Genomic DNA, 13,765 nt, shown 5'->3' with positions numbered 1-13,765 from the left:
CAGAGCAAACCTTTTTCGCATATATGTTAGAACCCTCTGACTAAAATATATTTTCGGTATTTTTGTACTTTTAACTATACTTTTTGGATGTTTTGTTTTATTTTTGTTAGGGGACATTAATGATGTCCCTATTATAAATTTGCAGCGAAAGGCGTGATTGTACGATGGAACTATGGTTCACTGAAAAACAAACAAAGCATTTTGGAATTACGGCGCGTATTAACCGCACATTACATACGGAGCAAACAGAATTCCAAAAACTTGATATGGTTGAAACGGAAGAGTTCGGAAACATGCTTATTTTAGACGGCATGGTTATGACAACAGAAAAGGACGAGTTCGTTTATCATGAAATGGTAGCGCACGTACCTTTATTTACACATCCAAACCCTGAAAACGTATTAGTTGTTGGCGGAGGCGATGGTGGTGTTATTCGTGAAGTGTTAAAACACCCAAGCGTGAAGAAAGCAACTCTTGTTGAAATCGATGGAAAAGTAATTGAGTACTCTAAGCAGTACTTACCATCAATTGCAGGTGCATTAGATAATGAACGTGTAGAAGTAAAAGTAGGAGACGGTTTCCTACACATCGCAGAAAGCGAAAACGAATATGACGTAATTATGGTAGATTCTACTGAGCCAGTAGGCCCAGCAGTAAACTTATTTACAAAAGGCTTCTACGCTGGAATTTCAAAAGCGTTAAAAGAAGATGGTATTTTCGTTGCCCAAACGGACAACCCTTGGTTTACACCAGAACTAATTACAACTGTATTTAAAGACGTAAAAGAGATTTTCCCAATTACTCGTCTATACACAGCAAACATTCCGACGTATCCAAGTGGACTTTGGACGTTCACGATCGGATCTAAAAAACATGATCCATTAGAAGTAAGTGAAGAGCGTTTCCACGAAATCGAAACGAAATATTACACAAAAGAATTACACAATGCAGCATTCGCACTACCGAAATTTGTTGGCGATTTAATTAAGTAAGAGCGTTAAATTGAAATAAATAAAGTGTAAGTAACTCATTTAAGGTGTTTGTCTAGAAGGCTTGAACATGCTAGTTACTTACACTGCTACAAATGAAGTAGTCTTCTTATAAGAAAAAGAAGGCACAGGTAAATCGAGAAAGAGGAGTTATAGGCTCCAAATTTGAGAAATAATGAAAGGTTGGGATACCTTAAGTTCCACACAAGGAGGAAAAGAGTATGCGTTTTGATGAAGCTTATTCAGGTAAAGTATTTATAAAAAGTCATCCAAGTTTTGAAGAGTCAAAGGCGGTTATTTATGGGATGCCTATGGATTGGACAGTAAGTTTTCGTCCAGGATCTCGCTTTGGCCCTGCACGTATTCGTGAAGTATCAATCGGTCTTGAAGAATATAGTCCGTATTTAGATCGTGAACTAGAAGAGGTAAAGTACTTTGATGCGGGTGATATTCCATTACCATTTGGGAACCCACAGCGCAGCATAGACATGATTGAAGAATATGTAGCAAAACTATTAGATGCCGGTAAGTTTCCACTAGGTCTCGGCGGAGAGCACTTAGTGTCTTGGCCAATTTTTAAGGCAATGGCAAAAAAATATCCGGATTTAGCAATCATCCATATGGATGCTCATACTGACTTACGTGAGTCATATGAGGGAGAGCCTTTATCCCACTCTACACCAATTCGTAAAGTGTGCGATTTAATTGGTCCGGAAAACGTATATTCTTTCGGTATTCGTTCTGGAATGAAGGAAGAATTCGAATGGGCAAAAGAAGTAGGTATGAACTTATATAAATTTAACGTATTAGAACCGTTAAAAGAAGTATTACCGAAACTTGCAGGACGCCCAGTCTATGTCACAATTGACATTGACGTATTAGACCCAGCTCACGCTCCTGGAACAGGAACATTAGAAGCTGGAGGTATCACATCTAAAGAACTATTAGAGTCCATCGTAGCAATTGCAAATTCAAATATAAAAGTAGTCGGAGCAGACTTAGTAGAAGTAGCTCCAGTCTACGATCATAGTGATCAAACACCAATCGCAGCAAGCAAATTCGTGCGGGAAATGCTGCTCGGTTGGGTGAAATAAAAGTGAAGCCGACTGTTTAGACCCGGTGACTAAGGTTCTTTCCTGCAAAAGGTGCTTTTTACCTTTTGGCAGGGAAGGTTCTTAGACGCAAGGGTCTAGAAGGCGTAGCTGGATAAAATAAAAGCGTAGGCGGCTCGCCCAGAATCGCAGGCCATTGGAACGCTCGACCGAGAAGCGCTTTTGGCTTCGAACGAGAGTGTGAAATGGCCGGAGATTCTAGCCGTTGTAGCTGGACAAAAGTAAAAGCCTCCTAGGCGACTAGGAGGCTTTTACTTTTGTCGTTATGTGTCGGTAAGTCGATATTCTTTGTCGAATCGCCGATATATTTAAAAAATCGCTGATATAATTCAAGTTGCGGTCGATATATTCGGAAAATCGCTGATATAATTTCACTTACCGCCACGCGACATCAAAAAAGAGCTATTCTCAAACGATGAGAATAGCTCTTTTTCTTATGCCACGTTCTCTTCCGAAGTAATTCCGCGAATTTCATCAGCAGAACGGATTGGATATTTGCGGAACACAATGGAACCAACGTATCCAACAATTGTGGTAACGATTCCACATAATACGGCAGCAATCGTTACTTTTATTACATCATTAAATCCGAACAACACGAGAAGTCCTGGAATTGGTGATGCTGTCCCTGGTGCATTATTAACGAGCTGGAATAGCGACGTAATAATACCGGCAAGCGCACCGCCAACAAAGTTTGTCATATAGATAGGAATTGGGTTTGCTGAGACAACATCGGCTTGTGTTAACGGCTCGATTGCCACAGCGATTGTATCTTTCTTTGAACAGATTTTTAGTCGTTTAAAGAAAATGAAGTTCATTGGGGCAGAAGCTGCTACGGCAAGACTACCAATTGCCATTGGTAAACCAGTTAATCCAAGCATTGCAGTTAGTGCCATAGAACTTAATGGAGATGTAGAAATAACTGTGATTAATCCACCAAGCATAATACCCATAATGATAGGACTTTCTGTAGTTGCAACTGAAATCATAGAACCGATTTTACCGAGTGTTGCGTTAACGAGTGGATCCATAAGCATGGCCATTCCACGTGAAATTGGTGCGGCAATAAATAGAATTGCTAAAAATTCTACACCAGCTGGTAATTTCTTTTCGAGAAATTTCACGACGAAAGCACAAACGTATCCAGCGAAAAATCCTGGTAAAATACCGAACCCACTAGTAGCTATACCGATTAAAACAGCGTATACGGGTGAAACACCGATTGCTAATGCTACTAAAATTGCCGCGGCGACACCGCTCATACTACCAGATGCTTCTCCTACTGATTGTAAAAAGTCATTATGAAACATTTCTCCACCGATATAACGGTGAAATGCCTCAATAAGAAAACTCGCGATTGCTGCATTAGCTAAAGCACCCATTGCTTTCATTCCGTAAGGAGCACGGTAACTAAAAAGTGTAAATAGACAGAGTACAACAAGTAATAGTGCTAAACCTTGCAAGATAGCCATTTGAGAACTGTCTCCTTTGATTTTTGTAATAAAAATTCGTATCATTCAATAATAATATAAAAGTTTGTTAAACGGAAAAACTTTTTGCCCGGAAATTGCTGTAAGGTGAAAAAGTCTTACAATAATGTAAGGGAAGTGTAAGACATTTCGATGGAGTATAGTATGATTTTTTTCGTATAATACAGGTATAGACATACGGTTAGTGAGAAAGAAGTGCAAACAGGAGGCGCATTTATGAAATTGGTCATTAAAGTTTTAGCTGTGTTCGCCATTATTTTAGGGGGAACAGCATATTATTTAAACACAAAAACAGAAGGGGTACATGCTTTTGTAGACAACTTCTTTTCAAATAAAGAAATACAAGATTATTATGCAGTTATAGATAAAGGTGAGAAAAAAGATGATGAATATTTGTATACATTTAAAGGGTATACGGAAGACGGAAAGCTACAAATTATTAAAAGAATAGTGAACCGTGAATTGCATACAGGTGATTTTATAAAAATTTATGCAAAGGGTATGCAAGGAAAAGGATGGGCTGAAATCCCGAAAGAATCAATCCCGCAAAAGGCATTACAAAAAATAGAAAAAGTTTAAAAGGAGCGAACAAATCGCTCCTTTTTTAATTCGTTAAAATTGTAATAGATGTGCTCTTTGTATTAGAAGTGATTGTTGCTCTTCCGCCAATGGGAAAAGTGAAAATAGGAGTTGTATGCCCAAAACTAGCATTTGCAATGATAGGTATATGTTTAAGTTCTATCTTTGAAGCAATCATTTCTTGAATGTCTGCTATCGCACATTCTGCTCCTTTTTGCATTCTTCCTATAACAATGCCTTTTACATGTTCAAAGTTAGGTTGCTGCATAAGAGAATGTAAATATCGATCAAAAGTTTTAAGGGTAGCTTTTTCTGTTAAACTATCTTCTTCAAGAAATAAAATTTTGTCCTGTAAGTTAGGCATATATGGCGTACCTTGTAGTAAATTAAATGTGCTCATATTACCACCAATAATATCTCCTGTAGTTTCTCCTTCTTGAATTGAAACATATCCTTCATTTTTAATAAATTCTCGATTTTCCTGATCAATATACCAAGAATCATCGCTCCATGTTTCAGCCGGAAATATTTCAATAGGCTCATTAGAAGTTAAGCATTTTAAAAAGTAATCGGTCGTATAATCGAGGCCTTTCTCCATTCCAAATGAAGAGAAGTGAGGACCTGAATATGTAACTAAGCCTGTTTTAGCATAAATCGCGTTAGTTAAAGCGGTAATATCAGAATAACCGCAGAAAAACTTCGGATTTTCTCGAATTAAATCATAATCGAGATGTTTCAATAAACCGTTAGAGTTGTATCCGCCAAGTGTCGTCAAAATTGCTTTTACATTAGGATCTCTAAATGCTTCATGAAGATCTTGAACTCGTGAAGCAATAGAGGATGAAGAAAAGCGATCTATTTCTTCAGCATTTTTTGAGAATGTAACGTGAAAGCCCATATCGGTTAATCTTTTTGTGGCAAGCTCTCGGTTCGTATTTGAGACAATACTTAAACTACAAGATGGTGAAATAACCCTTATTTCATCACCTTTTTTTAATTTTGTTGGTAGCACCAAATTCACCCCTTTAAATGAAAGAATATTTAGATTTAAAAAATATTTTAACATATGAAATAAAGTGAAGGTGAATTATTTTTTGAAAAGGAGTTTTCCTGATTTTTCAGCAGACAGACAGAGTCTTTTTTTGATATGATAGAAAAAGTGATTTATTATAAGTAGTATTTAATATCTATAACATTTGAAGGGTGTGCAAGACGTGAAGAAACAACTTGCAGGCTTGCCGGTACACGTTCATTTCGTAACAGAAATCCGTGAAGGGGCGAGAAAGGAAGCCGTTGCTTTTGAAGCAAATGGTCAATACTATGTAAAAGGTCAAGGTACATATATAACATTCCAAGAGCCGAACGAACAAGGCGAAGTGAAAACAATTATTAAAATTCAAGATGAACAAGTCCTCATTATGCGTTCAGGTGCTATTTCTATGCGTCAGACGCATGTGAAAGGTGAATGGACAACTGGTACGTATACGAGTGAACTTGGTACGTTTGCATTGCAAACGAAAACTGATAACGTTCTTTTTAAATGGTCGGATGAAAAGAAAAAAGGACAACTCTTCTTAACGTACGCATTGCTTCTAAGTGAACAAGAAGCTGGCAGATATACAATTACAATTAATTTGAAGGAGGCAAAATAATGAATTCTTTAGAACAAGTAAAAGGATTGATTAAAGAAGAAATCCAGGCTGCTGTATTAAAGGCAGAATTAGCGACAGAAGAACAACTTCCAAACGTTGTATTAGAATCGCCAAAAGATAAAACAAATGGTGACTTCTCTACAAATATGGCAATGCAACTTGCACGCGTTGTGAAAAAAGCACCTCGTATGATTGCAGAAGAATTAGTTGCAAACTTCGATAAAGCAAAAGCTTCTATTGAAAAAATTGAAATCGCTGGTCCTGGTTTCATTAACTTCTACATGGATAATAGCTACTTAACAGACTTAATCCCAACAATCGTCAACGCTGGTGAAGCATACGGTGAAACGAATACTGGTAAAGGTGAAAAAGTACAAATTGAGTTCGTATCTGCGAATCCAACAGGCGACCTTCACTTAGGACATGCACGTGGTGCGGCAGTAGGTGACACTTTATGTAACGTATTAGCAAAAGCAGGATATGATGTATCTCGTGAGTACTACATTAATGATGCTGGTAACCAAATTCATAACTTAGCTCTTTCTGTTGAAGCTCGTTACATGCAAGCTTTAGGATTAGAGAAAGAAATGCCAGAAGACGGTTACCATGGTGCGGACATCATTGGAATCGGTAAACGTTTAGCTGAAGAATTTGGTGATCGTTATGCAAAAGCTGATGCAGAGGAAAGCTATGAATTCTATCGTTCATACGGTTTGAAATATGAGTTAGCAAAACTTCAAAAAGACTTGGGAAGCTTCCGTGTTAACTTTGATGTATGGTTCTCAGAAACATCATTATACAAAAACGGAAAAATTGATCAGGCTCTTGCTGTATTAAAAGAGCGTGACGAAATCTTTGAAGAAGGCGGAGCAACTTGGTTCCGTTCAATGACTTACGGTGACGACAAAAACCGTGTATTAATTAAAAATGACGGTTCTTACACATACTTAACGCCAGATATCGCTTACCACAGTGATAAATTAGAGCGTGGTTTCGATAAGCTAATCAACATTTGGGGTGCTGACCACCACGGTTACATTCCTCGTATGAAAGCTGCTATTCAAGCGCTAGGTTACGATAAAGAAACACTTGAAGTAGAAATCATCCAAATGGTACAACTGTACCAAAATGGTGAAAAAATGAAAATGAGTAAGCGTACAGGTAAAGCAGTTACACTTCGTGAGCTTATGGAAGAAGTAGGCGTGGACGCGATGCGATACTTCTTCGCAATGCGTAGCGGTGATTCTCATTTAGACTTCGATATGGACTTAGCTGTATCAAAATCTAATGAAAACCCAGTATACTATGCACAATATGCACATGCTCGTGTATGCAGTATCCTTCGTCAAGGTGAAGAGTTAGGATTAGCTACAGGCGGAGACGTGAATTACAAACTTGTTACTTCTGAGAAAGAAGTAGAGTTATTGAAAAAACTTGGTGAATTCCCAGCTGTAGTTGCGGATGCAGCGCAAAAACGTCTGCCACACCGCATTACAAGCTATGCATTTGAATTAGCAGCAGCATTACACAGCTTCTACAATGCAGAAAAAGTATTAAACCAAGATAACTTAGAATTAAGTAAAGCTCGTTACGAATTAATGAAGGCAGTACGCACTACACTTCAAAATGCATTAGCAATCGTAGGAGTATCTGCACCAGAAAAAATGTAGTAGACAAAAGAAAAGATACTTATTTTTGTTTAGAAGTGATATACAAGTTGATATAAAGACATCTAATCAGTCTATAAACTGATTAGATGTCAAAGAAAGAAGATCAACGAAAAGACGTATGGGGGAGAACCTCACGTACGTCTTGATGAGGGGAAACTGACACAGAAAAAGAGATGGCAGAGCTGTCTCTTTTTCTGTGTCAGTTTTCTAATATAAATACATGTGACAAAGATATGTTATGGTGATGAAGTGAAAATAGTAAAATACCAATTAACTATTGATTTTTAGGAACGATTCTAGAATAATAGACTGTTGGGGGTAAAATTATCAAAAATCCATATATGTATTATTAGTTGGTGGAATGTTACTAGGAAATGGTGTGATTGTTGTAAAAAACATTGTTACAGCTATGCCAAATACTAAAATAACAATTCATCTAACCAATTAGTAATTAATCTTGAAAACTTCCAGCTTAGTCAAGAAACTAGGGGGGTATGTTTAAGATAGTACATATAGTACAATTAAAGTTTTCATGATTTGATAAAAAATAATGAAAGGATATAAATCTCTCGGTTTTGATATTATCATCATATATAAGCTCATTTTAATTCTTCGACATAGCCATGGAACCCATTAGGCAAAGTTTTTTTCTCGACACTCATTTATATACTCCAAAAATGAAAAGGCTGAATTTCGTATTTCTATGCGATTTACATGAAATCAGTTGACAATCATACTCTTTTTTAGTTACCCCCAAATTCGGTCCACTGTATTCAAATTTGGAGAATATGACTATCATCTTGCATAGGCAAACAATACTTCATCCAGAGCGTTTTTAATTATATACTGCTGGCGGTGGAACGCTTCTTGTTCTACTTGTTTCGGTGTGTAGGTCGGTTGTGTAACTAAACACAAAACGTTTTAACATATGGCCAATTCCACCTCAACTTATAATGGCAGAAAACGCATCTTCAATAACATCTTTTAGAATACGAGTATTCTAAAAGATGTTTCACAGTTGTAACTTTCCTCGGCTGATATGCTAATTTCGATTATAGATGGTACTTCTTGTTATTCTTTAGGAGGATAAGTAAGGAAGTTGACCAAATGCATAGTTACTGTGAAGTAGCTCGTTCATACTTGCCAGCAATGAAATTTTTGCATTTATAGAGCGAACGTTTGCATTGGATTTGAAGAAATTTCTAAAATTTCACAGCATAATAAGACGACAATGGCTGTCATGAGCTTTATCGTGATTGCTTTTCAAATTGTCTTCTTCTAGCTTTGAAGTTATTCTGAGGTCCGTTCATGTGTACTTGTAATTTGAATTTCTTTATCAAAATTTGTCCTGTATCTGTTTTTGTTAAACGGTACAGGCCAGAAATAAAATGTCGGAGAAATTAGATGAATCTATATAAGAGTCAAACTTCAAGTTTCTAAATAATAGAAGGGTTGAAAAAAGAGAAAAAGATGATAATAGCTATCAAACACATTTTAGTAAAGTGGCTTAATGACATTGAATGGTAGAATCTTTGTCATAGTATGCTTGTACCAGGATCTATCTATTTTTAATTTTATAGGAGGATAACATAAAATATGTATTTAAAAAGAGTTACTTCGATTTTTTCGATTATAATGATTTTCATGTTTACTATAGGTCAGAGTTTGCTACCTATAGTAGCAAATGCACAAGAGCTAAACACAGCAGGACTTGTGGATAGTTTTCAGATTGGTAAAACAAATCTAAGTACCACAGAACGGACTAAAGTAACTGTAAACTTCAGTGAAAAAGATGGACTTATGCTGAAGCCTGGAGACACACTAACATTAACACTGCCTCCAGAATTAAAAGGATTAAATAGCGAGTTTCTATTAAATGACTATGGTACTTGTAAAGTTACAGCAGGTACTGTGGTATGTACATTTAATGATAAAGTGGATACATATGAAAATATTCAAGGGTATTTAAACTTTTTCGTGGAAGCTACTAATGTAGGAACGGATCAAAAGAAAGAGATTGAAACCAATTTCGGTACAACTGTAGATAAGCAGTCTGTAACAATTACCGGTCCAAGTAGTGGTGGTGGCACAGATCCTGGAAAGCCACCGTTTTTTTATAAAACTGGTGATATGAACTCAGGTAAGGACAACGAAGTACGTTGGTTCTTGAATATAAATTTAAATAAAGAAGAGTTAAGTCGTGATATTGTTGTGACTGATAATTTACAGGAAGGTCAAACACTTAATAAGGATAGTTTCTATATAAGTGTAGATGATTATCTAGGTCGTCGATCGTTAACGCTACAAGAGTTTGAAAAGCAAGGTTACGGAACGATTACCTTCACTGGAGACAGATCATTTAAAGTTGTGCTTAATAAGGATAAAGCACGTCTTGCTGCCTTTACGATTGGTTATACATCTACTATAACGGAAGCTGGGAAGAAGCAAGAGTTTTTTAAGAATGATTATACGATTGATTACCAAGTTCTAAACAAAGAACCAGTTACTGAATCAGGTACTCATCCAGTCGAAAATATGACAGCTGGTGGTGGTGCTACTGGTAACAAGGTTCCAAAAGGAAAGCTGAAAATTGTTAAACATATTGAAGGAAATAAAGAAAAAGTAATTCCGAATGTTTCGTTTAAGTTGTATAAAGAGTCTGGTGAACAAGTTGGGGGCGAATATAAAACAAATGAAAAAGGGATAGTTGAAACGCCTCAATTATCACCAGGTAAATATTATGTACAAGAGGTTTCAGCTCCAGACTATATTGATTTCGATCCTGAGAAAAAAGTATGGTTTGAAATAAAATCAGATGATGAAAATGGAGTCGAATTGGATATTCCAAATAAAGTAAAAACCACATCTGTTTCAGGGACGAAGACTTGGAAGGATGGAGACGGAGCAGGTCGTCCAGAAAAGATCAAAGTCGACTTATACCAAAATGGAACAGTGATTCAAACAAAAGAAGTAACAGCAGCAAACAATTGGAAATATGAATTCAAAGATTTAGTTGTATACGATGAAAATGGAAAAGCATACAAGTATGAAGTGAAAGAACAACCGATAGATGGATACACAACAGAAGTAAAAGGTTATGACATTACAAATACAAAAGTGGTACAAACAACAAAGGTAGAAGGAACGAAAACATGGAAAGGCGATAACGAGAAAGATCGTCCAAGTTCAATCAAAGTAGACTTACTACAAAATGAGAAAGTAGTAGACACGAAAGAAGTAACAGCGGCAGATGGTTGGAAATACAAATTTGACAACCTAGCAGTCTATGATGCAAATGGAGTAGCGTACAAGTATGAAGTGAAAGAACAACCGATAGATGGATATCAAACAGAAGTAAAAGGTTATGACATTACAAATACAAAAGTAGCGCAAACAAAAGTAGAAGGAACAAAGACATGGAAAGACGATAACGCAACAGATCGTCCGACAATGATCAAAGTAGACTTACTACAAAATGAAAAAGTAATAGAAACGAAAGAAGTAACAGCGGCAGATGGTTGGAAATACAAATTTGACAACCTAGCAGTCTATGATGCAAATGGAGTAGTGTACAAGTATGAAGTAAAAGAACAAGCAGTAAACGGATATCAAACAGAAGTGAAAGGTAATGACATCACGAATACAAAGGTTGGTCAAACAAAAGTAGAAGGAACGAAGGTATGGAAGGACGGAAATGGTGAAGGACGTCCAGAAACAATCAAAGTTGACCTACTACAAAATGGCCAGGTAATCGATACAAAAGAAGTAAGCGCAGCAAGCGAATGGAAATATGCGTTTACAGATTTAGTGGCATACGATGCCGAAGGTAAGGCATATAAGTATGAAGTAAAAGAACAACCAGTAGACGGATATCAATCCGAAGTAAAAGGTTATGACATTACGAATACAAAAGTAAGCAAGACGAAAGTAGAAGGAACGAAAACATGGAAAGACGATAATGCGAAAGATCGTCCAACAATGATTAAAGTAGAGTTACTACAAAATGGTAAAGTAGTAGACACAAAAGAAGTAAGCAAAGCAACAAATTGGAAGTACACATTTGAAAACCTCCAAGCATACGATGCAAACGGAGTAGCATACAAGTATGAAGTAAAAGAACAAGCGGTAGACGGATATCAAACAGAAGTACATGGTTATGACATCACGAATACTAAAGTTGGGCAAACAAAAGTAGAAGGAACGAAAACGTGGAAAGACGATAATGCGAAAGATCGTCCGACGATGATTAAAGTAGACTTACTACAAAATGGCCAAGTAGTCGCAACACAAGAAGTAACAGAAGTGACAGGCTGGAAATATGAATTCAAAGATTTAGCGGCATACGATGCCGAAGGTAAGGCATATAAGTATGAAGTAAAAGAACAAGCAGTAGATGGATATCAATCCAAAGTAAAAGGTTATGACATTACAAATACAAAAGTAGGTCAAACAAAAGTAGAAGGAACAAAAACGTGGAAAGACGATAATGCGAAAGATCGTCCGAATATGATTAAAGTAGACTTACTACAAAATGGTAAAGTAGTAGACACAAAAGAATTAACAGCAGCAACAAATTGGAAGTACACATTTGAAAACCTACAAGCATACGATGCAAACGGTGTAGCTTACGAGTATAAAGTGAAAGAACAACCGGTAGACGGATACAAATCTGAGGTAAACGGTAATGACATCACAAATACAAAAATAGGCCAAACAAAAGTAGAAGGAACGAAGACATGGAAAGACGATAATGCGAAAGATCGTCCGAATATGATCAAAGTAGACTTACTACAAAATGGCCAAGTAATCGCAACACAAGAAGTGAGCGCAGCAAGCGAATGGAAATATGCGTTTAAAGATTTAGCAGCATATGATGAGAATGGTGTAGCTTACAAGTATGAAGTAAAAGAACAAGCAGTAGACGGATATCAATCAAAAGTCAAAGGTAATGACATCACAAATACAAAAGTAGGCCAAACAAAAGTAGAAGGAACGAAGACATGGAAAGACGATAATTCATCAGAACGTCCTTCAATGATTAAAGTAGACTTACTACAAAATGGCCAAGTAATCGCAACACAAGAAGTGAGCGCAGCAAGCGAATGGAAATATGCGTTTACAGATTTAGCGGCATATGATGCTGAAGGAAAAGCATATAAGTATGAAGTGAAAGAGCAACCAGTAGATGGATATCAATCCGAAGTCAAAGGATATGACATCACGAATACAAAAGTAAGCCAAACAAAAGTAGAAGGAACAAAAATGTGGAAAGACGATAATGCGAAAGAACGTCCGAAAGCAATTAAAGTAGACTTACTACAAAACGGTAAAGTGATTGCGACGCAAGAAGTAAGCAAAGCAACAGGCTGGAAATATGAATTTAAAGATTTAGCAGCATATGATGCAGACGGAAAAGCATACAAGTATGAAGTGAAAGAACAAGCAGTAGACGGATATCAAACAGAAGTACATGGTTATGACATCACGAATACAAAGGTTGGTCAAACAAAAGTAGAAGGAACGAAAACGTGGAAAGACGATAATGCGAAAGAACGTCCTTCAATGATTAAAGTAGACTTACTACAAAATGGCCAAGTAATCGCAACACAAGAAGTGAGTACAGCAAGTGATTGGAAATATGCGTTTAAAGATTTAGCAGCATATGATGCTGAAGGTAAGGCGTACAAATATGAAGTGAAAGAACAACCAGTAGCGGGATACAAATCCGAAGTAAATGGTTATGACATCACGAATACAAAAATCAAGGACGAACCAGGTGTAGATCCAAAAGATCCAAGCACAGATCCAAAAGATCCAAGCACAGATCCAAAAGATCCAAGCACAGATCCAAAAGATCCAAGCACAGATCCAAAAGATCCAAGTACAGATCCAAAAGATCCAAGCACAGATCCAAAAGATCCAAGTACGGATCCAAACACAAATACAGACAAAAATAGCGATTCAAAAGTTCCACCTACTACAGAAAATGATAAGCCAACATTACTTCCTAACACAGGAGGAACATCAGCAGAAATGATTTCAATTCTTGGCGGTATGGTATTGTTCCTTTTAGGTGGAATTCTATTTGCTCGTCAGCGAATAAAATAATAAAAAAGCTTTAGATTATTGATTAAACCGTAATCTGAGTAGCAGACAAGTTGAAAAATTACTATTGATATTACGCCCTTTAGGTAAGTATTCAAAAACTTCACGATAAAGTGAAGGGAAGAATGCAACCTGAAGGGTTTTTTTATAGAAAAAAGAGAACAGTTT

At 36.7% G+C, this 13,765-nt stretch carries 8 protein-coding genes; 6 read left to right on the top strand and 2 right to left on the bottom strand.

The features are described from left to right. Positions 1 to 164: 164 nt before the first annotated feature. Positions 165 to 992 carry a polyamine aminopropyltransferase gene (gene speE / locus MHI07_RS25405; protein WP_000424696.1) on the top strand — a complete coding sequence of 276 codons (828 nt, stop codon included), beginning with the start codon at positions 165 to 167 and terminating at the stop codon, positions 990 to 992. A gap of 218 nt (positions 993 to 1,210) precedes the next feature. Further along, positions 1,211 to 2,083 carry an agmatinase gene (gene speB, locus MHI07_RS25400; protein ID WP_002159742.1) on the top strand — a complete coding sequence of 291 codons (873 nt, stop codon included), beginning with the start codon at positions 1,211 to 1,213 and terminating at the stop codon, positions 2,081 to 2,083. Positions 2,084 to 2,535: 452 nt separating this feature from the next. Here the strand turns inward: speB and MHI07_RS25395 are convergent, their stop codons facing one another. Beyond that, on the bottom strand, positions 2,536 to 3,573 hold the full coding sequence (locus MHI07_RS25395; protein ID WP_002159743.1) for a PTS sugar transporter subunit IIC: 1,038 nt from the start codon (positions 3,571 to 3,573) through the stop codon (positions 2,536 to 2,538). Positions 3,574 to 3,807: 234 nt separating this feature from the next. On the opposite strand from MHI07_RS25395, the gene MHI07_RS25390 reads away from it, so the two are divergent. Continuing rightward, complete coding sequence (locus tag MHI07_RS25390) at positions 3,808 to 4,170, top strand: YxeA family protein (RefSeq protein ID WP_002113100.1); 363 nt, start codon at positions 3,808 to 3,810, stop codon at positions 4,168 to 4,170. A gap of 25 nt (positions 4,171 to 4,195) precedes the next feature. Here the strand turns inward: MHI07_RS25390 and MHI07_RS25385 are convergent, their stop codons facing one another. After that, on the bottom strand, positions 4,196 to 5,236 hold the full coding sequence (locus MHI07_RS25385) for a S66 family peptidase (protein ID WP_340826789.1): 1,041 nt from the start codon (positions 5,234 to 5,236) through the stop codon (positions 4,196 to 4,198). Positions 5,237 to 5,384: 148 nt separating this feature from the next. On the opposite strand from MHI07_RS25385, the gene MHI07_RS25380 reads away from it, so the two are divergent. From MHI07_RS25380 to MHI07_RS25370, 3 genes are all read left to right on the top strand, one after another. After that, positions 5,385 to 5,822 carry a DUF1934 domain-containing protein gene (locus MHI07_RS25380; protein WP_002113098.1) on the top strand — a complete coding sequence of 146 codons (438 nt, stop codon included), beginning with the start codon at positions 5,385 to 5,387 and terminating at the stop codon, positions 5,820 to 5,822. Then, positions 5,822 to 7,492: an arginine--tRNA ligase gene (argS, locus tag MHI07_RS25375; protein WP_340826787.1), complete on the top strand. Its 1,671-nt coding sequence runs from the start codon at positions 5,822 to 5,824 to the stop codon at positions 7,490 to 7,492. Before MHI07_RS25380 ends, argS begins: the two co-directional genes overlap by 1 nt. Before the next feature lie 1,596 nt (positions 7,493 to 9,088). Beyond that, the gene (locus MHI07_RS25370) at positions 9,089 to 13,600 is read left to right on the top strand and encodes a Cna B-type domain-containing protein (RefSeq protein ID WP_340826786.1); all 4,512 of its coding nucleotides are present in this window, start codon (positions 9,089 to 9,091) and stop codon (positions 13,598 to 13,600) included. Positions 13,601 to 13,765: the final 165 nt, after the last annotated feature.

It is taken from the genome of Bacillus sp. FSL H8-0545, assembly GCF_038006105.1.
Taxonomy (GTDB): Bacteria; Bacillota; Bacilli; order Bacillales; family Bacillaceae_G; genus Bacillus_A; species Bacillus_A cereus_U.
The sequence above is the reverse complement of the archived record's forward strand: the minus strand, read 5'-3'. Positions and strand labels throughout refer to the sequence as shown.